Genomic DNA, 23,560 nt, shown 5'->3' on the forward strand with positions numbered 1-23,560 from the left:
GTCCTCTCAGCCCTTGAGGGCACCGGCGGCGATGTTGCGGACGAAGTGGCGGGCCCCGAAGGCGAAGACGACGATCAGCGGCACGATCGCCACCAGCGTGCCCGCCATGACGACGCTGTAGTCCTTGACGTAGAGGCCGTTCAGTTGCGAGAGCGCGACCTGGAGCGTCACGTGGTTCGAGTCGATCAGCACGACCAGCGGCCAGAGGTAGTCGTTCCAGGCGTTGACGAACGTGAAGATGCCGAGGAACGCCAGCGCCGGGCGCAGCACCGGCAGGCCCACGGTCAGGTAGGTGCGGAAGAAGCCGCAGCCGTCGATCCGGGCGGCTTCGAGGAGCTCGTCCGGGATCGCCGTCTGGGCGTACTGCCGCATCCAGAAGATGCCGAACGCGTTCGCCGCGGCCGGCACGATCAGCGCCTTGAGGTCGCCGACCCAGCCGAGGTGCGCCATGGTCGTGAACTGCGGGATCGCCGAGAGCTGCGTCGGCACGACGAACGTCGCGAGCACCACGCCGAACAACAGGTTCCCGCCGGGGAAGCGGTACTTGGCGAAGGTGAACGCGGCCAGCGAGTCGAAGAACAGCACGAGCAGCGTCGTCACGATCGCGACGACCAGCGTGTTGAGCAGCGAGCCGAAGAAGTCGATCTTCGCGAACACCTGGCCGATGTTGTGGACGAACTCGCCGCCGAACGTCCACGTCGGCGGCGACGAGTAGATGTCCGCGGTCGTGTTGGACGCCATCACGACGAGCCAGTAGTAGGGGAACAGCGTGACGAGCGCGCCGATCGTCAGCGCCGTGTAGGTGACGATCCGGCCGGCTCGCGTCGCGGTCATCGGCCCGCCTTCAGGAAACCGGGGCGCTGGACGATCCGCCAGTTGAGGATCGCGAACAGGACCACGACGACGAAGATGCCCCACGCGATCGCGGCGCCGTAGCCGAAGTCGCTGTTGACGAAGGCGTTGTCGTAGAAGTACAGGACCATCGTCATCCCCGCCTCGTCCGGGCCGCCGCGGTTGCCGAGCAGGATCTGCGACTCGGTGAAGATCTGCAGCCCGCTGATCGCCGACATCACCACCGAGAACAGCAGCACCGGGCGCAGCAGCGGGAGCGTGATGCGGAAGAACGTCCGCACCGGGTCGGCGCCGTCGACGCGCGCGGCTTCGTACACATCGGACGGCAGCGCTTGCAGCCCGGCCAGGAAGATGATCGCGTTGTAGCCGACCCACCGCCAGACGATCATGATCGAGATCGCGCCGCGGATCGCCCACGGGTCGGTCAGCCACGGGACCGGGTCGATGCCGGCCAGGCCGAGGAACCAGTTGAGGATGCCGAACTCGCTGCTGAAGATCGAGCCGAACACCAGCGACATCGCCACGATCGAGGTCACGTTCGGCAGGAAGTAGGCGATCCGGAACGCGCCCTTGAACCGGATCGACGAGTGCAGCCCGACGGCGATCAGCAGGGCCAGGGCGGTCATCGGCACGGTCGACAGCACCCAGATGACCAGCGTGTTGCCGATCGAGTCCCAGAACACCGGATCGGTCACCAGGAACCGGAAGTTGCCGAGACCGACGAACTTCATCGGCCCGACACCGTCCCAGCGTTGCAGCGCGAGGTACAGCGAGTAGAGGACGGGATAGAGGCCGAAGACGGCGAAGAGGAGGAAGAAGGGCGAGATCGCCAGGTACTGCGGGAGGTACTTGAGACGTCTGCGCCTCGGGGGAGTCGTGACGCGCGCCGGCGCTTCGGGACGGGTGAGCGTCGCCATCAGAGCACCCCCTGCCGGGCCAGCAGCCGTTCGACGCTCCGGCGGGCGTCGTCCCACGCCTGGCCGGGGTCCTTCCCGGCGAGTTCGACGTTGGTGAGTTCGTCGGTGTAGGTGTCGCTGATCGCGATGTCCCACGGGCTGAAGTAGGCGGGCTTGACTTCCCGGGCCGCTTGGCCGAGCACGGACATCGTGGCCTGGCCGCCGAAGAACGGCTCGGGAGCGAGCAGCCGCGGGTCGGTGAACGCGGCCGGACTGGTCGGGAACAGGCCCGCTTCGAGGTAGGAGCGAGGCTGGTTCTCCGGTGCGAGCAGCCAGCGGACGACCTCGAACGCCCGGTCCGGACGCGGGCAGTACTTCGTGATCGCCAGGAACGACCCGCCCTGGTTGCCGGCGCCACCGGGAGCGCGGCAGACCCGCCACTTCCCGGCGGTGCCCGGCGCCGACTTCTTCAGCTCGCCGACGATCCACGACGCGTTGACGAAGCTCAGCTCCTTGCCGGAGTTCCAGGCGGCGTGCCGTTCGACCGAGCTGCCCGGGTCCTGCGAACCGGCGTAGCCCGCGGTCAGCCCGGCCCGGAACGCGGTGAGCGCGCGGTCCCAGGCGCGACGGACCTGCGGCGCGTCGCCGAGGTAGGCGTTGTCGCGGGTGAAGTACTTCTCCGGCTCCTGCGCCATCGAGTACGTGTAGACGGTCTTCGTGTCGGTGATCAGGTGCCGGCCGGGCAGCTTCTCCTGCAGGCGGCGGCCGAAGTCGAAGTAGGCGTCCCAGGTCGGCACGGCGGCGGCGACGTCGTCCGGTTCGCTGGGGAAGCCGGCCTGCGCGAACAGGTCGTGCCGGTAGTAAAGGGCGGCCGGGCCGATGTCGATCGGGAAGCCGAGCCGGAAGCCGTCCGGGCTCGTGCCGGCCTGCCACTTCCACGGCAGGTACTGGCCTTTCAGGGCGTCCGCGCCGAGCGACCGGAGATCGGTGAAGTGGGCGGTGTCGGCGAAGTAGGACGCGATGTCGTCGCCGAGCATCGTGATGTCCGGCAGGTACGCCTCACCGGCGAGCGCGGCCAGCAGCCGCTGCTTGAGCTGGCCGCTGACCTGGGACGGGTACAGCTCGCCGAACCGCTTCTCGGCGTCGGCGACGACGGAGTCCGCGAGGCCGCCGCTGGTGTACCAGAGCGTGAGCTTGCCGGGGTTGGCGGTCGTCGGGCTGGTGCAGGAAGCGGCGGAGCCGAGCGCGGCCACGCCCAGCCCCGCCGCCGTCAGGAAGCTGCGTCGAGTCAGCGTCATCGAGGACCCTCCGAGCGCGTGCCGTGAACGCTCCCGTGAACGTTCACGGATTGCCCGGAAGTGTGCTTCGCGACGGGTCGGGGTGTCAAGGGATCAGGCGGATTCGCGCAGGTGGAGCGCGGCACGGACGATCAGCTCGGCGGGTTCGAGGGGCGCGGCCCCGGTCACGAGCCGGGCCGCCTGGTCGACGGCCAGCGTGCCCAGCGCGCGGGTGTCGATGGCGACGCTCGAGAGTTCGGGTTCGACGAGGGTGCCCAGCGCCAGACCGTCGAAGCCGATCACGGCGAGGTCGTCGGGCACGCGCAGGCCGAACCGGCGCGCCTCGCGCAGGGCGCCGATGGCGATGACGTCGTTGAAGGCGAACACCGCGGTGACGTCGGGGTGGGCGGCGAGCAGGGTGGCCAGCGCCGCGCCACCGCCGTCGACGGTCTGGGCGGCGCGCGTGATCCACCCGGGCGCGACGGCGAGGCCGTGTTCGGCGGCGGCCCGGAGGAACCAGGTCTGCCGGATGCTGGGCTCGGGCCGGCGGTCGTGGTCGAGCATCCCGATCCGCCGGTGGCCGCGCTCGACGAGGTGGGCGACGGCCTCGCGGACGCCGTCCTCGCCGTCGATCGAGATGCCGCTGAACCGCGGGGTGCGGGGTTCGCGGCCGATCAGGACCACGGGGATGCCCTGGGTGAAACGGTCGAGGTCTTCGTCGGACCGGCTGAAGTAGCCGACGACGGCGTCGACCTGGCTGCCGATCACGCGCAGGGTGGCGAGCTCCTGCTCGACGTCGTCGGCGGTGTCGTAGACGACGACGTGCCAGCCGCGGGCCCGGGCCGCCTGCAGCGCGCCGGAAGCGACCTCGGTGAAGAAGGGGTTGAGCAGGTCCGGCACGACGAGCCCGATGGTGGTGGTGTCCTGCCGGACGAGCCCGCGCGCGAAGCGGCTCGGCCGGTACCCGAGCTCCCGGGCGGCGTCGAGGACGCGCTGCTTGGTCGAGCCGTCGATCTCGGCCTTGTCGTTCAGCGCGCGCGACACGGTCTGCCGCGAGACCCCGGCCGAGCGGGCGACGTCGTGGATCGTCACCCGCCGGGGTTCCGTGCTCGAGGACACCGTCCACCTCCTGCTCCGGTGGTCGAGTATGCCCGCCCGCGGCCCGGGCGCTACCCGGGCGGGTGCGTCAGAAGATCGACCAGCCGGTGAGCGTCGTGAAGCGGTCCAGCGCCGACACGCCCGCCACCGAATTCCCGCGCGCGTCCAAGCCCGGGCTCCACACGCACACCGCGCACCGGCCCGGGACCACCGCGACGATCCCGCCGCCGACGCCGCTCTTGCCCGGCAGCCCGACCCGGTAGGCGAACTCGCCCGCCGCGTCGTACGTGCCGCACGTCAGCATCACCGCGTTGATCCGCTTCGCTGCACTGAGGCCCAGCAGGCGGGTGCCGTCGTTGCGGATGCCGTGGCGGGCCAGGAACAACGCCGAGCGCGCGACGTCCGCGCAGCTCATCGCGATCGAGCACTGGCGGACGTACTGGTCGAGCACCGACGGCACGGGGTGGCGCATGTTGCCGTAGGACGCCATGAAGTACGCGAGCGCGCGGTTGCGGTCGGCGTGACCGGCTTCCGACGCGGCCACCTCGGGGTCGACGCCGATGTCCGGCCGGCCGCTCTCCTCGCGCAGGAAGGCCAGCAGTGCGTCGACCGCGTCGCCGTGGCGGGCCAGCTCGTCGGTCACCACCAGCGCGCCCGCGTTGATGAACGGGTTGCGCGGGATGCCGTCCTCGTGTTCCAGCTGCACCAGCGAATTGAACGGGTCGCCGGACGGCTCACGCCCGACGCGCGTCCACACGCCATCGCCGCGGGAGAGCACCAGCGCCAGAGTGAACACTTTGGACATGCTCTGCACCGAGAACGGCCGCTCCCAGTCGCCGACTCCGTGCAGCCCACCGTCCACTTCGGCCACTGCCATGCCGAACCGGCGGGGCTCGATCCGGGCCAGGGCGGGGATGTAGTCCGCGACGGCGCCGCGGCCGACCTCGGGCGCGACGTCATCGGCGATCCGGTCCAGCAGCGCCGCGAGGTCCACCGCCGTAGCCTAGAAGCCGGGCCTGGCCGGACGCGCGGCGCCCCTGTCGAATCGGCCCTGTCGCCTCCGGCTGGATGTACTGGGTGAACTGGGCGATGACCGGGATCGCGGAGATCACCGCGGTCGCGATCTACGTCCACAAGTGGCTGCCGGACGTGCCGCAGTGGATCACCGCGCTGGTCGCCCTCGGCGTCCTGCTCGCGGTGAACCTGGTGAGCGTCAAGCTGTTCGGCGAGCTGGAGTTCTGGTTCTCGGTGGTCAAGGTGCTGGCCATCGTCATCTTCCTGATCACCGCGCTCGGCCTGGTGTTCACCAGCGCCGACATCGGCGGCACACCCGCCGGCGTGCACAACCTGACCGACCACAGTGGATTCTTCCCGGCGGGCATCGGCATCGCGCTGATGACGCTGCAGGCGGTCGTCTTCGCCTACTCGGCCATCGAGGTCGTCGGCATCGCGGCCGGCGAAACGAAGGACGCCCGCAAGGTCCTGCCGAAGGCGATCAACGGCGTGGTGTGGCGGATCGGCGTGTTCTACGTCGGCTCGGTGCTGATGCTGGCGATGCTGCTGCCGTGGCCGTTCTACAACGGCGACGAGAGCCCGTTCGTGACGGTGTTCAGCCGGCTCGGCATCCCAGGCATCGGCGACGTCATGAACGCGGTCGTGCTGACCGCGGCGCTCTCCAGCGTCAACTCCGGTCTCTACTCCACGGGCCGGATCCTGCGCTCGCTGGCCGAAAAGGGCGAAGCGCCGTCGTTCGTCAGCCGGATGAGCAGCCGGCACGTGCCCTACGGCGGCATCCTGTTCACCTCGGTCGCCTACCTGCTCGGCGTGGTGCTCAACTACCTCGTGCCGAGCGAAGCCTTCGACATCGCGATCGCGATCGCCTCGCTCGGCGTGATCACCACCTGGGCGACGCTCGTCTTTTGCCAGATGCGCCTGCGCCAGGCCGCGCTGCGCGGCGAACTGGAGCGGCCGTCGTACTGGATGCCGTGGGCGCCGTACTCGGGCTGGGCGACGCTGGGATTCCTGGCCCTGGTGGTCGTCCTGATGGGCTTCTCGGACGGCGCGGAGAAGATCGCGTTCTACTCGATCCCGGTGCTGGCCCTCGTGCTGGCGGTCGGTTGGCGCGTGATCTCGAAGCGCCGCTCCGCTCAACGCAGGTAGTTGTAGACACTGGCGCGCGAGATCCCGAGCAGGTCGGTCAGCGTCGGCACCGCGTTCTTCACCTCCAGGAACCCGCGCTCCTTCAACGTCCGCACCAGATCCTTCTTCCCGGTCGCCGGCAGGCTGCGCGGAGTGTGGCCGCGCTCGGTCGCGTAGTCCTCGACCAGCGCGCGCAGCTCGCCGGCCGTGCGGGCGCGCAGCGACTCGCTCAGCGGGGCCGGTTCGTCGGCGCGGGCGAGCCGGGTCAGGGCGCGGGCGGCGGAGCCGAGCAGGGAGACGTCGAGGTTGAGGCACAGCGCCGCGACGTACTCGCCGCCGGAGTTGCGGAGGCCGATCGACGTGCTCTTCGCGGGCCGTCCGTCGGGGAAGCGGTTCGGGTAGTTCTGCAGCACGTCCGGGAAGCCGGGGTCGGCGATCCGGGCCAGGCCCAGCTCGGTCGCCGGGTCGCCGACGGCGCGCCCGGACAGCCCGCCTTCGATCGCGCGGACGGCGTGGGCCGGGTCGCGCAGGTCGTGCAGCACGACCTCGCACAGCCCGGGGAACATCCGGGCGACGGCTTGCGCGATCTTCCCGGCCTCGCGCAGGAGGAGCTCGTCCTCGGTCATCCGATCAGCTCCCGCAGCTTGTCGGGCGCCTTCAGCCCGGAGCCGGTGAGGACGACGACGGTGGTCTCGCCCGGCCGGATCGCGCCGCGTTCGCGGAAGACGTCGATCGCCGCGGCGGCGGTCGCGCTGGTCGGCTCCGCGTAGAGGCCGAGCGACGCCAGCCGGCGGGCGGCCGCGGCGATGGCGGCTTCCCCGATCGCCGCGGTGTCGCCGCCCGAACGGCGGATCGCCGCGACGACCTCCGGGAGCCGGACCGGGTGCCGGATGGCCGTCCCCTCGGCGACGGTCGGGGCGAACTCCGGCGCCGGCCGGTCGTGGACGGCCGCGTCGATGGGAGAGCAGTTGCGCGGCTGCGCGACCAGCAGGCGCGGGCGCCGCGTGATCGACCCGGCGGCCAGGAGCTCGCCGAACCCGAGGTCGCAGCCCAGCACGATGCTCCCCGCGCCGGCCACCGTGACGACGGCGTCCGGCGCGCGGAAGCCCAGGTCCTCCCACAGCTCGTAGGCCAGCGTCTTGGTGCCCTGCAGGAAGAAGGGGTGCCAGTTGTGACTGGCGTAGGTCATACGCGACGAGCGGCGGACGGCCTCCGCCGCGGTGTCGTCGCGCGTGCCGGGCACCAGTTCGACCTGCGCGCCGTACGCGCGGGCCTGCAGGACCTTCGCCGGTGACGTTCCTTCGGGGGCCAGCACGGTCGCCGCGATCCCGGCGGCGGCGCTGTAGGCCGCGACCGACGAACCGCCGTTGCCGGAGCTGTCCTCCAGGAGTTCCGTCACTCCGGCGCCGGCCAGCGCCGAGATCATGACGCTGGAGCCGCGGTCCTTGAAGCTGCCGGTCGGGCTGAACCACTCGAGCTTGAACCGCACGTCGCCCTCGCTCCAGGGCCGGGGGACCAGTGGCGTACAGCCCTCGCCGAGCGAGACCGGCCGCAGGTCGCCGGGCAGCGCGGCCCGATACCGCCAGAGCGACCGAACCCCGGTGTCGACGTCGCCGGGAGCGAGCCCGGCCGGCGGAACGACGGACAGCGGAGCGCCGTCGTCGCCCCGCCACCGCAGCGGGTCACCCGGGTAGCGCGTCCCCGAACGCTCGTCGACGTACCAGTACTCCACGACCACCTCCACGGCTGGACAGACAGTCCAAGGATAGACGATGTGTCTATAGTTACCGACTGGTACGCGAAACGCTTTCAGCTTTCTCTAAGGAAAATCTGTCACCGGAGTGTGGAAAATCCCTGACGAAGATCGCCGCGGGAGACTGGAGGTACTGATGGTGCCCGGCCGAATACCCGGAGTCGTGCTGGTCGCGATGGGTGTCTCCGTGGGCCGGGACGTCCGGGGCTCGGAGCCGCCGTGGGCCGTTTGAGCACGCGGAACCCGGGGCGCGAGGGAGTCCACAGTGGACTCGTGCGATCCCGGCAGGGTAATCGCGGGAGTTTCGGGTACGACTTTCGACTGTGGGTAAAACTGCCGGGGAAATAGTCGCCCGACAATCGGGAATTCTGCCGTTTCCGCGTCGCGGGCGATCGGTGAGTCGTGACCGGTTTTATCGTCACGACAGTTTGTGGTGGGCGACCGGGAACCATTCGGACCGCCGAACGGCGTGGTCCGGTGTGGTCAGTCGCACTGCGTCCACCGGGTGAGAAGGCTTGCCCCATCTGGGGGTGTGTGCCACGCGAGGCGCAGGTCCGGCCGCTGTGGCCGGCCGTTGTCCGCCGCACAACGGCAATCCGGCGCCCCTTCCCGGCGCGCGGAACGTGACGGCGGCGTTAAATTCTTGCGTCCTCCGGCTGGTCCATCCCGAATTTTCTGAACCATCACGACGAATTCGTGGTGGGTTGTTGACGGAACCCGTGGGAACCCGCTTAAGTACTCCCCGTTACCCATCACCCATTCGTGCGTAGCGGGAGTGCCCATGCGTGTCCCGAAAGCCGACCTGGTCGTCGCCGTGTCGCCCGTGCGGTGGCCGTCGGCGCGCGGGGTCGCGGCCGCCGCGCGGGCGGGCGGGCTCGGTGTGCTCGACCTCACCGGCGCGGCCGCCGCGGACGAGCTCGCGCTGCTGGGCGAATGGGGCGTCCCGGCTTACGGAGTCCGGCTGACCGATCCGGTCGCCGACCTGCCGGAAGCCGCGACCACCGTCCTGCTGACCGAGGACTCGTCGTGCACCGCGCGGGACTTCCCGGATCGCCGGGTGCTGGCCGAGGTGACCAGCCGGGCGTCGGCCGCGCGGGCCGTCGCCGGCGGCGCCCACGGCCTGATCGCCCGCGGTCACGAATGCGGCGGCCGGACCGGGGAGCTGAGCACGTTCGTGCTGCTCCAGGCCCTGCTCGCAACCCTCGACGTCCCGGTGTGGGCCGCGGGCGGGATCGGCCCGCACACCGCGGCAGCCGCGATCGCGGGTGGCGCGGCCGGCGTGGTCGTCGACACCCAGCTCGCCCTGCTCCCGGAGGCGGAACTCCCGTCGGCGCTCACCCGCGCGCTGACCGGGCCGGACGGTTCCGAAACGACGGTCGCCGACGGCGTCCGCCGCCTCGCCCGGCACGGGTTCGAACCGGTCGAAGCCGGCCAGGACGTCTTCCTCGCCACCCGCTTCCGCGACCGGTGGGGCACCGTGACCGCGGCCGTGCGCGGCCTGGCCGACGCCATCGGTGACGCCCTGCGCGTCGAGACCCCGGTGCTGGGGCCCGGCAGCGCGGGCAGCCGCGCGCTCGGCACGGTGCTCCCGATCGCGCAGGGACCGATGACGCGGGTCAGTGACCAGCCCGCGTTCGCCGCCGAGGTCGCTGCCGCTGGGGCGTTGCCGTTCATCGCGCTGGCCCTGTCCGGCCCGGAGCAGACTCGCGAAGTCCTGGAACGGACGCGCGAATCCGTCGGTGACGCGCCCTGGGGCGTCGGTGTCCTCGGGTTCGCCGCCGAAGACGTCAAGGCCGCACAGCTCGAGGTGATCCGCGAGCTGCGGCCGACGCACGCGATCATCGCCGGCGGCCGCCCCGCGCAGGCCGCGGCGCTGGAGGGCGCCGGGATCTCGACGTTCCTGCACGTGCCGTCGCCGGGACTGCTGAAGCAGTTCCTCGAAGCCGGGGCCCGCAAGTTCGTCTTCGAAGGCTCTGAATGCGGGGGTCACGTCGGGCCCCGCACCAGTTTCCCGTTGTGGGAAGCGCAGCTCGGCGTCCTCGACGACTTCCTCCTGACCACTGCGGCCGCGGCCGGTGACCTGCAGCTGTTGTTCGCGGGCGGGATCCACGACGAGCGGTCGGCCGCGATGGTCGCCGCGCTCGCCGCGCCGGTGGCCGCCCGCGGTGCCGCGATCGGCGTGCTGATGGGCACCGCCTACCTCTTCACGCGCGAAGCCGTCGACGCCGGTGCCGTCCTCCCGCTGTTCCAGCGCGAGCTGCTCGACGCCGAGCACACCGACCTGCTCGAAACCGCGCCGGGTCACGCCACCCGGTGCGTCCGCAGCCCGTTCACGACGGAGTACGCGGCGATCAAGGCCGAGCTCGCCGAGCGGGGCGTGCCGAGCCGCGACGCCTGGGAGCGGCTGGAACAGCTGAACGTCGGCCGGCTTCGCCTGGCCAGCAAGGGCATCGAGCGCGTCGGTGCCGAACTGCGTGACGTCGGCGAAGACCGGCAGCTCGCCGAAGGCATGTTCATGGCGGGCGAGGTCGCCGTGCTGCGCTCGGCCGTCACCACGATCGCCGACCTGCACGTGGCGGTCGGCGAAGGTGCGAACGCGATCCTGCGTGAGCGGGCCGCCGCCTTCGGCATCGCGACGCCGGAACGCCCGGCGCCCGCGCCGCTGGACATCGCGATCATCGGCATGGCCTGCATGTTCCCGCAGGCGCCCGACCTGGCGTCGTTCTGGGCGAACGTCCTGGCCGGCGCCGACGCGGTCACCGAAGTCCCGCCGCAGCGCTGGGACACCGCTCTCTACTACGACCCCGAAGGCCAGGGGGAGAAGACGCCGTCGCGCTGGGGCGGATTCCTCCCCGAGATCGGCTTCGACCCGCTCGTGTACGGCATCCCGCCGTCGTCGCTGGCCAGCATCGAGCCGGTGCAGCTGCTGGCCCTGGAGGCCGCGCACCGCGCGCTCGTGGACGCCGGTTACGAAGACCGCGCGTTCGACCGGGCCCGGACCTCGGTCGTGTTCGGGGCCGAGGCGGGCAGCGACCTGTCGAACGCGATGAGCCTGCGGACCGTGCTCCCGTCCTATGCGGGCGAGCTGCCGTCCGAATTGGACGAACGGCTGCCGCGGATCACCGAGGACTCCTTCCCGGGCGTCCTGGCGAACGTCATCGCCGGCCGCATCGCCAACCGGCTCGACCTGGGCGGCGCGAACTACACCGTGGACGCCGCGTGCGCGTCGTCGCTGACCGCCGTCGACGTCGCCTGCAAGGAGCTGACCGCCGGCACCAGCGACCTCGTCCTCTGCGGCGGCGCGGACCTGCACAACGGCATCAACGACTACCTCCTGTTCGCCTCGGCGCACGCCCTCTCGCCGACCGGCCGCTCGGCGACGTTCGACAGCGCGGCCGACGGGATCGCGCTCGGCGAAGGCGTCGCCTGCGTCGCGCTGAAACGGCTCGCCGACGCCGAACGCGACGGCGACCGCGTCTACGCCGTGATCAAGGGCGTCGGGGCGGCCTCGGACGGGCGTGCTCTGGGGTTGACCGCGCCCCGGCCCGAGGGGCAGCACACGGCGCTGACCCGTGCTTATCGCAACGCCGGCGTCTCGCCCGCTCGAGTGGGGCTGGTCGAAGCACACGGCACCGGGACCGTCGTCGGCGACCGGACCGAGCTGGGCACGCTGACGAAGGTCTTCACCGAGGCCGGCGCCGCGCCGGGCGGCTGCACGATCGGCTCGGTGAAGTCCCAGATCGGGCACACCAAGTGCGCCGCGGGCCTGGCCGGGCTGATCAAGACGGCCCTGGCCCTGCACACCGGCGTCAAGCCGCCGACGCTGCACCTGTCGGCGCCGAACCCCGCGTGGGACGCTTCGACCAGTCCGTTCGTCTTCCAGACGGCCGCGCAGCCGTGGGCCGCGCCGCCCGCCGAGCGGATCGCCGGGGTCAGCGCGTTCGGCTTCGGGGGCACGAACTTCCACGTCGTGCTCGGCGCGCACGACAGCGTCCCGCCCGCGCTCTCCGCCGACGAGTGGCCGGCCGAGGTGTTCCTCTTCACCGCGGACGCGGCGGTCCGCGACCTTCTCGTTTCGGCTTCGGAAGTCCCAGCCGGACAGCAGCCGTGGCGGCTGCGGGACCTCGCCTTGAGTGCGTCGCTGCGAGCCCAGGGCCGGCCGGTCCGGCTCGCCGTCGTCGCGTCCACTGTGGACGAGTTGACCGCGCAGCTGCGGCAGGCCCTCGCCGGGGGTGACGCACCGGGGCTGTATCGCGCGGGTGACGACGAGCCGGGCGACGTCGCGATGCTGTTCCCGGGCCAGGGCAGCCAGCGGCCGGGCATGTTCGCCGAGTTGTTCGTCGCCTTCCCGGAGCTGCAGCGGTACCTCCGCCTGGACCCGGCGACGGCCGACGTCGTGTTCGGCCCGGCGGTGTTCGGCGAGCCGGCGCGCCAGGCGCAGGCCGGCCGCGTCACCGACACCCGCGTCGCCCAGCCCGCGCTCGGCCTCGCCGGGCTGGCCGCGTTCCGGCTGCTGACCCGCGCCGGCGTGCGGCCGGCGATGGTCGGCGGGCACAGCTACGGCGAGCTGACGGCGCTGGCCGCGGCGGGCACCTTCACCCCCGAGGCGCTGCTGCACGCCAGCCACGCCCGGGCCGCGGCGATCCTCGACGCCATCCCGGCCGGCGACCCGGGTGCGATGGCCGCGGTCGCGGCGTCGGCGGCCGCCGTGCGGGCGGTCCTCACCTCGCCGGCGGTCGTGCTCGCCAACCACAACTCGCCCGAGCAGACGGTGATCTCCGGCCCGACCGCCGACGTCGAAGCCGCAGTCTCGCAGCTGCGCGCGGCGGGGCTCGGCGCGAAGCGGATCTCGGTCGCGTGCGCGTTCCACAGCCCGCTGGTCGCCGCGGCGGGGGAGACGTTCGGGCGGGCGCTCGACGCGATCGGCGTCGTGCGGCCCGCCGTCCCGGTCTACGGCAACCGGACCGCGGGACCCTACCCGGTGGACCCGGACGAGATCCGCGACGAGCTGGCCGCCCAGATCGGTTCGCCGGTCCGGTTCGTCGAGCAGGTCGAGGCGATGTACGCGGCCGGGGCGCGGGTGTTCGTCGAGGCCGGCCCGGGTACGGTGCTGGCCGGGCAGGTCGGCGCGATCCTCGGGGACCGGCCACACCGGACGATCGGGTTCGAGCAGCCGGGCCGCCGCGGCCTGCCGGGCTTCCTCGGCGCGCTGGCGCAGCTGGCGGTGGCCGGGGTCCCGGTCGAGACGGCCTGGCTGTTCCGCGGCCGCGACGCGGTGGACGCGGCTTCCGTCCCGAGGCCGAAGCGTCCCGGGTGGACGGTCGACGGCCACCTGCTCCGCACCGCGGACGGCACGATCCCGGCGGGCGCGCTCCGCCCGGCTTCCCGGATTTCCCTTGGCATGCCCGCCGCGCCCGGGGCCGCGACCTCGGAGGCGATGGTCACCGACTTCCTGCGGACGAGCCGCGAGATGATCGCCGCCCAGCGCGATGTGCTGCTGGGCTTCCTCGGCAGCGAGACGCCGGCGGCTCGGGCGATCCCGGTGGTGGAGGCAGTCCCGGTTCCGGTTCCCCTGGCGGTTCCGGTCGCGGCCGAACGGCCGGTGCTGGAGACGATCGTCGAGGTGATCGGCGAGCGGACCGGCTATCCGGTCGAGATGATCGAGCCGGACCTCGATCTGGAAGCCGACTTGAGCGTGGATTCGATCAAGCGGGCGGAGATCGCGGGCGAACTGGCGTCCCGGCTCGGTCTGGCCGGCGGCGACGTGGAGGAGTTCGCCAAAGCCCGGACGGCTGCCGCGATCGCCGAGTTGGTCGGTGCCCAGCGCCCCAATGTGGCCTTGGTTGCGTTGGACGCACCGAAGGGCCCCTTGGGTGCGTTGAACGCACCGAAGGCCACATTGGGGCGCTCGGTGCTGGAGACCGTGGTCGAGGTGATCGGGACGCGCACCGGCTATCCGGTGGACATGATCGAGCCGGATCTCGATCTCGAAGCCGACCTGAGCATCGACTCGATCAAGCGTGCGGAGATCGCGGGTGAGCTGACCGTCCGCCTCGGTACCGGCGAGGTCGAGGAGCTCGCCAAGGCCCGTACGGCCGCCGGGATCGCCGAGCTGCTGGACGCCGGGAGCGCGAACCCCGGCGTCGATGAGCCACCGGCCGCGGAGCGGTCCGAGTCCCAGCCGGTGGTCGTCGCGCCCAAGCGGTACCTCATGACCGAGGTCGACCTCGCCCCCGCGACCGCACCCGACATCGCCGGCCGCCGGTTCCTCGTCCTCGGAACCGGCCCGCGAGCCGACGCCGTCCGCGCCGAACTCACCGCCCACGGCGCCGAAGCCGAGATCGGCGACGACGTCCGGGCCGGCTTCGACGGCTACCTCCACCTCCCCGACGGCGACTCCGTCCTGCCCGCCGCCTTCCCGCTGTACCAGGCCGCCCTCGCCCACCGTCCGCGGTGGCTGCTCACCGCCGGCCCGGCCGAGGGACTCCGCGGCTTCTACCGCAGCGTCTCCCGCGAGTACCCGGACACCCTCTCCCGGGTCGTCGAAGGAGCACCGGCCGCCGGGTTCGTCGCCGAGCTGTCCACTGTGGATCGTGAACCCGTGGTGCTCCGAGACGGCGACGCTCGCCGCGGAGTCGAGCTCACCGAGACCGGCCTCGGCCTCCTCGGCAGCAGCGGCGCGGGCCCGGCCGGCGACGGCGCCGCCGAAGCGGCCGCGATCGGGCTGGACCGCGGCTCCGTCGTCCTGCTCGTCGGTGGCGCCAAGGGCATCACCGCCCGGTTCGCCGGCACCCTCGCCGCGGCGACCCGCTGCCGCGTCGAACTCCTCGGCCGGACGCCCGTTCCGGCTGCCGAAGACGAATTTCCGCGGGCGAAAGACGCCAAAGCGCTGCGTGCCGCGCTCATCGAAACCGGGCTGAAGAGCCCCGCCGAGATCGAGAAGACGGTCCGGCGCATCGAGAGCGAACGCGAAGTCCGGAAGACGCTCCGGCAGCTCGAAGCCCTCGGCAGCCCGGTGCGCTACCAGTCCGTCGACATGCTCGACGCCGAGGCCGTGCACCGCGCGGTCAAGGAGATCCACGCCGAGTACGGCCGTCTCGACGGCATCGTCTACGCGGCCGGCGTGATCGAAGACAAGCTCGTCGCCGACAAGACGCCGGAGTCGTTCGCCCGCGTCTACGGCACCAAAGTGGACGGTGCCAGGACCCTCCTGGAGGCGACCGCCGACCTGCCCGACGAGCCCAAGTTCGTGGTCCTGTTCGGCAGCATCGCCGCGGCGCTGGGCAACCGCGGCCAGTCGGACTACGCCGCCGCCAACGACGCCCTCGAAACCCTCGGCCGGCGCTGGCCGGCCGGGCGCGCGGTGACCGTCCACTGGGGACCGTGGGCGCCGACCGGCGACCACGACGGCATGGTGACCCCCGCGCTGATGCGCGACTACGCCCGCCGCGGGATCGAGCTGATCGACCCGGAGGAGGGCACCCTCGGCCTGCTGCGCGAGCTGGCCTGGGGCCGTCCGGACGTCTCCGCCGTCGTCCACACCGCTTCAGGCTGGTGACGGACATGCGCGTCGCCATCGTCGGGATGTCGGTGCTGCTGCCCGGCGCCCCGGACCTCGCGGCGTACTGGCGCAACCTCGCCGGCGGCGTCGACGCGATCACCGAGGTGCCGCCGGAGAAGTGGGACGTCGTCCACTACGCGCCGGACGAGCGGCGGGCCGACCGCGTCTACTGCCGGCGCGGCGGGTTCGTCGACGAACTGGCCGAAGTGGACGTCACCGGCTTCGGGATCATGCCGAACTCCGTGCCCGCCACCGAACCCGACCAGCTGATCGCGCTGCGGGTCGCCGCGCAGGCGGTCGCGGACGCGGGCGGGCCGGACCGGCTGCCGGTGGATCGGAGCAAGGTCGGCGTCGTGCTCGGCCGGGGCGGCTACCTGACGCCCGGGCTGGTCCGCCTCGACCAGCGCGTCCGGACCGCGAGCCAGCTCGTCCGCACCCTCGGTGAGCTGCTGCCGGACCTCGACGAAAAGCGGCTCGACGCCGTCCGGCAGGCCTTCACCGACCAGCTCGGCCCGGAGGCGCCGGAGTCCGCGATCGGGCTCGTGCCCAACCTCGCCGCGTCCCGGCTGGCCAACCGCCTCGACCTGCGCGGCCCGGCGTACACCGTGGACGCCGCGTGCGCGTCCTCGCTGATCGCCGTCGACCACGCCGTGCGGGAGCTGGCCACCGGCCGCTGTGACGTCGTGCTCGCCGGCGGCGTCCACCACTGCCACGACATCACGTTCTGGAGCGTGTTCACCCAGCTCGGCGCGCTGTCGCCGTCCGAGCGCATCCGGCCGTTCCACCGCGACGCCGACGGCGTGCTGATCGGCGAGGGCACCGGCGTCGTCGTGCTCAAGCGCCTGGCCGACGCCGAGCGGGACGGCGACCGCGTCTACGCCGTGATCACCGGCACCGGCGTCGCCTCCGACGGCCGGACCGCGAGCCTGGCCAACCCGGACTCCGGCGGCCAGGTCCGGGCGGTGCGCCAGGCGTGGGCGGCCGCGGGCCTGGACCCGGCCGCCCCGGATTCGATCGGGCTCCTGGAAGCGCACGGCACCGCGACCCCGGCCGGCGACGCGGCCGAGCTCGCGACCCTGGAAGAGGTCTTCGGTCCCGAGGGCGCCGCGGTGCTCGGCTCGGTCAAGTCGATGATCGGGCACACGATGCCCGCCGCCGGGATCGCCGGCCTGGTGAAGGCGGCGCTGGCGGTGCACCACGGCGTCCTGCTGCCCACCCTGCACTGCGACGACCCGCACCCGATGCTCGCGAAGACCCGGTTCTCCACTTTGGACACGGCCCGGCCGTGGGACGCCGACGTGCGCCGGGCCGGGGTCAACGCCTTCGGGTTCGGCGGGATCAACGCCCACGTCGTTCTCGAACAGGCGCCGGGGCACGCGAAAGCGGTCGTCGTCCGCGAGCCGGAACGGGTGCTGCGGCTCGCCGCGCGGTCGGTCGACGAGCTGCGCGACCTGCTCGAGCGGCCCGGGTCCCGCGGGCCCGGCGACGGCCCCGTCCGGCTCGGCGTCGTCGACCCGACGGAGAAGCGGCTGGCCCTGGCCCGCAAGGCGGTCGCCCGCGGCCGGGCCTGGCGCGGCCGCAACGACGTCTGGTTCGCCGACCGCCCGCTGCTCGGGCCGGGCGGCGGCAAGGTGGCCTTCCTGTTCCCCGGCTTGGAGTCGGAACTGGCGCTGAACTGCGGCGATGTCGCCCGCCACTTCGGGTTGCCGTGGCGACACGCGGACGTCGAGGTCGGCGACGTCGGCCGCCAGGGCACCGCGGTCTTCGAACTGGGCCGGCTGCTGAACTCCGCGCTCGGCCGGCTGGGCGTCACCCCGGACGCCGTCGCGGGCCACAGCCTGGGGGAGTGGACGGCGATGGCCGTCACCGGCGTGTACGCCGAAGCCGAGGTCGACGCGTTCCTCGCCCGGTTCGACCCGGACGCGCTCGTCGTCCCCGGTCTCGCCTTCGCCGCGATCGGCGCGCCCGCGCCCCGGGTGATCGAGGAGCTGGCCGGCCGCGACGACGTCGTGCTCTCCCACGACAACTCGCCGAACCAGGCCATGGTCTGCGGCCCGGCCGCCGCCATCGACACCTTCGTCGCGCGCTTCCGGGACGCGGGGATCGTGGCGCAGGTGCTGCCGTTCCGGTCCGGGTTCCACACGCCGATGCTGCGGCCGTACCTGGGCCCGATCCGCGACGCGGCCGCCGGCTTCACGCTGCACTCGCCGTCGGTGCCGATCTGGTCGGCGACGACGGTGGCGGAGTACCCGGCCGCCGAGGCGGACGTCCGCGAGTTGTTCGTGCGGCACCTGCTGGAACCGGTCCGGTTCCGGCCGCTCGTGCGCGCGCTGCACGCGGCCGGGTTCCGGGCGTTCGTGCAGGTCGGCGCGGGACAGCTCGGCTCGCTGGTCGGCGACACCCTGCACGGCGAGGACCACCTGGTCGTCGCCGCGCATTCCGCGCACCGGCCCGGTCTGGCCCAGCTGCGCCGGGTCGCGACGGCGTTGTGGGCCGACGGCGCCGACATCGACTTCACGCGGCTGCCCGGTGACCGCCCGATCCCGCACAAGGCCGTCAAGCTGGATCTCGGCGGGCACCTGATCTCGCTCGACGACGAAGTCCGCGCGCGCATCGCGCTGCCGGCCGGCCGTCCGTCCACAGTGGATGACCTGGCCGGGAAGGGCCCGCTGGCCGCGGAGTTCGCCGCGCTGCTGCACGACACCGCCGAGCTGGCGTCCACTGTGCTCTCCGGCCCGGGCCGGAGAGCGGCCGCGAAGCAGCTGCCGCCGCCGAAGGAGCTGGACACCACGCTGACCGTGTCGGTCGAGGCGATGCCGTACCTGCTCGACCACTGCTTCTTCAAGCAGCCACCGCGGGCCGATCCGGGTGACCGCTGGCCGGTCGTGCCGGCCACCACGGTGATCGGCCACCTGATGGGCTTCGCCGAGCAGGCCGCACCCGGCCGCCGCGCGGTCGCGGTGCACGACGTCCGGCTGACCCAGTGGATCACGGCGGTGCCGGCGGTCACCGTCGGCGTCCGCGTCCGGCCACAGGGCCCCGACCGCGTGCTCGCGACGCTCGACGGCTACTCCCAGGCCACCGTCGAGCTCGCCCCGGCGTATCCGGCGAACGCACCCCGGCCGTGGCGGTTCCCCGCGTCGGCGGAGCAGGTCCCGGAGACCACGGCGGCGCAGCTGTACGACGAACGCTGGATGTTCCACGGCCCGCTCTTCCAGGGCGTCAGCGAGCTGACCGCCGTCGGCGAGCGGCACGTCCGGGCCGTGCTGACGACGCCCGCCGCGCCCGGCGCGTTGCTCGACAACGTCGGCCAGGTCCTCGGCTACTGGATCATGTCCCGGCTGACCGAACGCACCACCGTCTTCCCGGTCGCCCTGCGCGAGATCCGCTTCCACGGCCCGCACCCGGCGCCGGGCGAGCGGCTGGAATGCCTGGTCGAGATCACCGCCTTGAGCGATGAGTTCCTCGACGCCGACATGCAGCTCGTCCACGACGGGCAGGTGTGGGCCGAGTTCACCGGCTGGCGCGACCGCCGCTTCGACAGCACCCCTCACCTCCGTCAGGCCGACCGCACGCCCGAGCGTTCGACGCTGTCGCACGAGCAGCCGGGCGGCTGGGCGCTGGTCCACGAGCAGTGGCCGGACCTGGCGACCCGCGAGCTGATCATGCGCAACTACCTCGCCGGTGCCGAACGCGAGGCGTACGACCACCGCCCGCCGCGCGGCCGGCGCCAATGGCTGCTCGGCCGGATCGCGGCGAAGGACGCCGTCCGCCAGTTCCTCTGGGCCGGCGGCGCACCGGAGATGTTCCCGGCCGAGCTGCGCATCGGCAACGACGACGCGGGCCGTCCGCACGCGACCGGAGCCTACGGCCGGGTGCTGCCTCCGCTGACGGTTTCGCTGGCCCACCGCGGCGAAGTCGGGGTGGCGATCGCCCGGCACGAGCGGTGCGGTATCGACGTCGAAGAGGTCGTCCCGCGCGTGGAGTCCACTGTGGACGCCGCGCTCGGCGCCGGTGAGCAGGCCCTGTTCGCCGGCCTGTCCGGCGATCCGGAACGCTGGTTCGCCCGGTTCTGGACCGCCAAGGAAGCCGTGGCGAAGCTGCTCGGCACCGGCCTGCGCGGCGAGCCGCGGGACTTCGAAGTCGTCGCCGCGGCGCCGGCCGCGCTCACTGTCCGCGTCGACGGAACCGACCACGCCGTGCACTGCGCCGACGTCGACAGCCCGCCCGGCGCGCCTCCGCGCCACTACGTCGTCGCCTGGACCGAAGAGACGAAGGAGACCGCCGGATGAGCATCGAAACCACGGCCACGGACGAAGCGACCGTGCTCGCGCGGCTCAGCGGGATGCTGCAGGAGCTGCTCGAGGAGTACGGGCTCGACGTGCTGGACACGGCCGAGATCACCATGGACACGACGTTCCACGACGACCTCGAACTGGAGAGCGTCGACCTGGTGGCGCTGTCCGGGCAGCTGCGCGAGCACTACGGCGAGCGCGTCAACTTCGCGACGTTCATCGCCGAGCGCGACCTCGAGGAGATCATCGCGCTGACCGTCGGCGAGCTCGTCCGGTACATCGTCGCCTCGCTGCGGGCGGCGGCGTGAGCCGGATCCGCGCCGGCGAGCTGGACGTGCACGTCCAGCGGCTCGCCCCGGACGTCCCGCTCGACGGGGACGCGCCGATCGTCGTGTGCGTCCACGGGCTGCTGACCGACAGCCTCGCCAGCTACTACTTCACCCTCGGCCCGGCGTTCGCCGAACGCGGCCTCGACGTGCTGATGTACGACCTGCGCGGGCACGGCCGCACGACGCGCCCGGAGTCCGGGTACCACCTCGAGGAGTTCGTCGGCGACCTCGTCGCGGTCCTCGACGCGAGCGGGGTCACGCGGCCGGTGCACGTCGTCGGCAACTCCTTCGGCGCCTCGGTGGCGTTCGGGCTGGCCGCCGCCCGGCCGGACCGGGTCGCCAGTGTCGTCGTCATCGAAGGCGAACCGCCGACGGAGGAGTGGACGCGGCACATGGCCGACGGGCTCGCCGACGCGAAGACCCGGCTGGCGATCGACGAGGTGATCGGCTGGATCGCCGACAACCACGGCGCGCACACCGCACGGCTGTCGAAGGCGGCGAACAAGATCCTCCAGACCACCACGATCGCCGAGGACATCCCGCGCAGCGCGACGATCGCCGCCGACCTGTCGGCCGTGCGCTGCCCGGTGTTCGCGATCTTCGGCGGCGACTCGGGCCTCGCCGCGCAGGTGCCGCACTTCGAGTCGCACCTGGACCGCTGCCGCTGCGTCGTGCTGCCCGACCAGGGCCACTCGGTGCTGGTCGAGCGGACCGCCGAGACGATCGACCTGATCTTCGGCTGGGTCCGCGACACCTCGCGCGTCCCGGCGCGGGTGCGGTAGTGGCCCGGTTCCTGTTCGTCGTCCCGCCGCTGGTCGGGCACGTCAACCCGGCCGCCGGCGTCGCGGCCGAGCTCGCCGCTCGCGGGCACGAGGTCGCCTGGGCCGGGCACGAGGAGCTGCTGTGGCAGCTGGCCGGCCCGGCGGAGCTCGTTTTCTCCTGCGGCTTGCCCGCCGGTGCCCCCGCGCGCCCGGCCGGGCTCAAGGGACCGGCCGCGCTGAGGTTCCTCTGGGAGGACTTCCTCATCCCGCTGGCCGACGCGATGGCTTCGGGCGTGGCCGCGGCGATCGACGCCTTCGCACCGCACGTGGTGGTCGCCGATCAGCAGGCCCTGGCCGGCGGGCTGCTGGCCGAGGCCCGCGGCCTGCCGTGGGTCACGTCGGCGACGACGTCCGCCGAGCTCGTCGATCCCCTGGCGGGCATGCCGAAGGTCGCCGAGTGGGTCGGTTCGCTGGTCGACGAGCTGCGCGCGCGGATCGCGGACGGCCGCGGCTCGGCGGATCCGCGGTTCTCACCGCACGGCGTCCTGGCGTTCACCACCCGAGAACTGCTGGGTGCGGTCACCCTCCCGCCGCGGGTGCGGCTCGTCGGGCCGTCGCTCGCTGCGCGTCCGTCCACAACGGACTTCCCGTGGGAGTGGCTCGATCCGCTGCACCCGACGGTGCTGGTCTCCCTGGGCACGGCCAACACCGAAGCGGGCGCGAGCTTCCTCGCGACGGCGGCCGAGGCGTTCGCCGGGATGGCCGCGCGGGCCGTTGTCGTCGACCCCGGCGAGGTGCTGGGGACGGTGCCGCCGAACGTCCTGGTGCGCCCGCGGGTCCCGCAGCTGCCGCTGCTGCCGCGGGTGGACGCGGTGCTGTGCCACGCGGGCCACAACACGGTGTGCGAAGCGCTGTGGCACGGCCTGCCGCTCGTGGTGGCGCCGATCCGTGACGACCAGCCGATCGTGGCGGCCCAGGTGGTCGCCGCGGGCGCGGGCATCCGGCTGCGGTTCGGCCGCGCCGGAGCGGACCGCATCGCCGCGGCCGTCGAGGAGGTGCTGACCGAGCCGTCGTACCGGCGGGCGGCGGCGACCGTGGCGGCGTCGTTCCACGCGGCGGGCGGAAGTGCGGCGGCCGCAGGCCATTTGGAACAGCTCGCCCTCGAAAGCCTGGCGCGTTGAAGTCCTGAAAGTCGCCATTTACTTCGAAAAAACCCGCCGTTACGGTGCTGGACATGACTGTTTCCGTCGATGTCACCGAAGAAGTCCCCGAACTCGTCGCGTCGGCCGCCGCGCTGTTCGCCGAGGACGCCGGAACCCACGACCCGGACATGGACCTCGGCTGGCCGGCCCGCGAGGGCGCGGCCTACTACCAGGACCTCGTCGCGAACGAGGATGCCCTCTGCCTACTGGCCCGCGCGGACGGCGCGGTGGCGGGCCACCTGATCGGCCGGCTGCTGCCGGTCAGTTCCCTGCGCCCCGGCGCGGTGCGGGCGGTGCTGGAAAGCATGCGGGTCGCGGCCGAGCGGCGTCGTGAAGGCGTGGGAGAGGCGCTGGTGTCCGCGTTCGTGACGTGGGCCGGAGAACGCGGGGCGACCGAACTGGCCGTGCAGGCGTACGCGCACAACGAGGGCGCGCTGGCGTTCTACCGCGCGCAGGGCTTCCGGCCGTTCGAAGTCATGCTGGCCCGGACGATCTGAGTGGTGCGGTCCGGACCTTTCGCGGGTCACACTGGGGAGCATGGGAATCCTGGACAGCCGGGCCGTGGTCATCACCGGAGCCGGCCGCGGACTGGGGCGGGCCTTCGCGCGGCACGCGGCCGGCAGCGGTGCCGTGGTCGTCGTCAACGACGTCGACGCGGAACCGGCGCACGAGACCGTCGCCGCCATCGAAGCGGACGGTGGCACGGCCGTCGTGAGCGTCGGCTCGGTGGCCGACCCGGCGTACGCCCGGGAGCTGATCACGTTGTGCCGCAACCGGTTCGGCCGGCTCGACGGACTGGTGAACAACGCCGCGATCGGCTACCACGCGCGGCCGTGGGAGGACGCCGACGCCGGGCGCACCCGGGCGCTGGTCGAGACCAACGTCCTCGGCCCGCTCCACTGCGGCACGGCGGCCGCCGAGGTGATGGTTGCCCAGGGCAACGGTGTCATCGTCAACGTGACGTCGGGGTCCATGATCGGGCAGCGCGGGGCCGCCGCCTACTCGGCGTCGAAGGGCGCGGTGGCGTCGATGACGTACTCGTGGGCGGCCGACCTGGCCTCCCACGGCGTCCGCGTCAACGCCGTCAGCCCGATCGCCTGGACCCGGCTGATGGCCGCCGACCCGAACGGGAACCCGGACGCGCACCCGCCGGAACGGGTGGCGCCGCTGGTGACGTACCTGCTCAGCGACCTCTCCGCCGGGATCACCGGGCAGGTGCTGCGGCTGGCGGACGGGCACCTGCACGCCGTGCGCCAGCCCGCGATCATCCGGCCGGTCCTGCACCAGGACGTCTGGACGCCGGAGGAGATCGCCGCGGCGGTCGACGGCGAGCTCGTCCTCGAGTCGCCGCCGCGGGACCGCTGGACCCTCTGACCGGCCGGGACCACCGGAACGGG

Annotated in this window: 14 protein-coding genes and 1 pseudogene; 8 read left to right on the forward strand and 7 right to left on the reverse strand. The window is 72.7% G+C overall.

The window, feature by feature from the left end; genetic code table 11:
- Positions 1 to 6: 6 nt before the first annotated feature.
- The 5 genes from AB0N03_RS05215 to AB0N03_RS05235 all read right to left on the reverse strand — a co-directional run bounded on the left by AB0N03_RS05215 (position 7) and on the right by AB0N03_RS05235 (position 5,117).
- Entirely contained in the window at positions 7 to 834 is an 828-nt protein-coding gene (locus AB0N03_RS05215) for a carbohydrate ABC transporter permease (protein WP_364365669.1), read from the reverse strand.
- The gene (locus AB0N03_RS05220) at positions 831 to 1,769 is read right to left on the reverse strand and encodes a sugar ABC transporter permease (protein ID WP_364365672.1); all 939 of its coding nucleotides are present in this window, start codon (positions 1,767 to 1,769) and stop codon (positions 831 to 833) included. The genes AB0N03_RS05215 and AB0N03_RS05220 overlap by 4 nt, the downstream gene beginning before the upstream one ends.
- Positions 1,769 to 3,046, reverse strand: a complete 1,278-nt coding sequence (locus AB0N03_RS05225) for an ABC transporter substrate-binding protein (protein WP_364365675.1) — start codon at positions 3,044 to 3,046, stop codon at positions 1,769 to 1,771. The genes AB0N03_RS05220 and AB0N03_RS05225 overlap by 1 nt, the downstream gene beginning before the upstream one ends.
- A gap of 93 nt (positions 3,047 to 3,139) precedes the next feature.
- Positions 3,140 to 4,144, reverse strand: a complete 1,005-nt coding sequence (locus AB0N03_RS05230; protein WP_364365677.1) for a LacI family DNA-binding transcriptional regulator — start codon at positions 4,142 to 4,144, stop codon at positions 3,140 to 3,142.
- A gap of 67 nt (positions 4,145 to 4,211) precedes the next feature.
- Positions 4,212 to 5,117 (reverse strand): glutaminase, encoded by a 906-nt coding sequence (locus AB0N03_RS05235; protein ID WP_364365680.1) that lies wholly within the window; start codon positions 5,115 to 5,117, stop codon positions 4,212 to 4,214.
- Between the two features lie 62 nt (positions 5,118 to 5,179).
- On the opposite strand from AB0N03_RS05235, the pseudogene AB0N03_RS05240 reads away from it, so the two are divergent.
- Positions 5,180 to 6,283: pseudogene (locus AB0N03_RS05240) on the forward strand (amino acid permease); the annotation flags it as partial.
- On the opposite strand, the gene AB0N03_RS05245 reads toward AB0N03_RS05240, so the two are convergent.
- Both AB0N03_RS05245 and AB0N03_RS05250 read right to left on the reverse strand, forming a co-directional pair.
- Positions 6,271 to 6,888: a PAS domain-containing protein gene (locus AB0N03_RS05245; RefSeq protein ID WP_364365683.1), complete on the reverse strand. Its 618-nt coding sequence runs from the start codon at positions 6,886 to 6,888 to the stop codon at positions 6,271 to 6,273. The pseudogene AB0N03_RS05240 and the gene AB0N03_RS05245 overlap by 13 nt on opposite strands.
- The gene (locus AB0N03_RS05250) at positions 6,885 to 7,994 is read right to left on the reverse strand and encodes a pyridoxal-phosphate dependent enzyme (RefSeq protein WP_364365686.1); all 1,110 of its coding nucleotides are present in this window, start codon (positions 7,992 to 7,994) and stop codon (positions 6,885 to 6,887) included. The genes AB0N03_RS05245 and AB0N03_RS05250 overlap by 4 nt, the downstream gene beginning before the upstream one ends.
- A gap of 802 nt (positions 7,995 to 8,796) precedes the next feature.
- Here AB0N03_RS05250 and AB0N03_RS05255 point away from each other — a divergent pair.
- Genes AB0N03_RS05255 through AB0N03_RS05285 form a run of 7 tightly spaced genes read left to right on the forward strand, consistent with a single transcriptional unit; the run spans position 8,797 to position 23,537 of the window.
- Complete coding sequence (locus AB0N03_RS05255; protein WP_364365689.1) at positions 8,797 to 15,573, forward strand: SDR family NAD(P)-dependent oxidoreductase; 6,777 nt, start codon at positions 8,797 to 8,799, stop codon at positions 15,571 to 15,573.
- 5 nt (positions 15,574 to 15,578) lie between these two features.
- Positions 15,579 to 19,868, forward strand: a complete 4,290-nt coding sequence (locus tag AB0N03_RS05260; protein ID WP_364365692.1) for a beta-ketoacyl synthase N-terminal-like domain-containing protein — start codon at positions 15,579 to 15,581, stop codon at positions 19,866 to 19,868.
- Complete coding sequence (locus AB0N03_RS05265; RefSeq protein ID WP_364365695.1) at positions 19,865 to 20,179, forward strand: phosphopantetheine-binding protein; 315 nt, start codon at positions 19,865 to 19,867, stop codon at positions 20,177 to 20,179. The genes AB0N03_RS05260 and AB0N03_RS05265 overlap by 4 nt, the downstream gene beginning before the upstream one ends.
- The gene (locus AB0N03_RS05270; protein ID WP_364365698.1) at positions 20,176 to 20,982 is read left to right on the forward strand and encodes an alpha/beta hydrolase; all 807 of its coding nucleotides are present in this window, start codon (positions 20,176 to 20,178) and stop codon (positions 20,980 to 20,982) included. The genes AB0N03_RS05265 and AB0N03_RS05270 overlap by 4 nt, the downstream gene beginning before the upstream one ends.
- Positions 20,982 to 22,142 carry a glycosyltransferase gene (locus AB0N03_RS05275; protein WP_364365701.1) on the forward strand — a complete coding sequence of 387 codons (1,161 nt, stop codon included), beginning with the start codon at positions 20,982 to 20,984 and terminating at the stop codon, positions 22,140 to 22,142. Before AB0N03_RS05270 ends, AB0N03_RS05275 begins: the two co-directional genes overlap by 1 nt.
- A gap of 53 nt (positions 22,143 to 22,195) precedes the next feature.
- Positions 22,196 to 22,660 carry a GNAT family N-acetyltransferase gene (locus AB0N03_RS05280; protein WP_364365704.1) on the forward strand — a complete coding sequence of 155 codons (465 nt, stop codon included), beginning with the start codon at positions 22,196 to 22,198 and terminating at the stop codon, positions 22,658 to 22,660.
- Positions 22,661 to 22,700: 40 nt separating this feature from the next.
- Positions 22,701 to 23,537, forward strand: coding sequence for an SDR family oxidoreductase (locus tag AB0N03_RS05285; RefSeq protein WP_364365707.1), 837 nt, complete (start codon positions 22,701 to 22,703; stop codon positions 23,535 to 23,537).
- Positions 23,538 to 23,560 lie beyond the last annotated feature (23 nt).

The sequence above is a fragment of the Amycolatopsis sp. NPDC051061 genome (assembly GCF_040682935.1).
In the GTDB taxonomy this organism is placed as follows: Bacteria; Actinomycetota; Actinomycetes; order Mycobacteriales; family Pseudonocardiaceae; genus Amycolatopsis.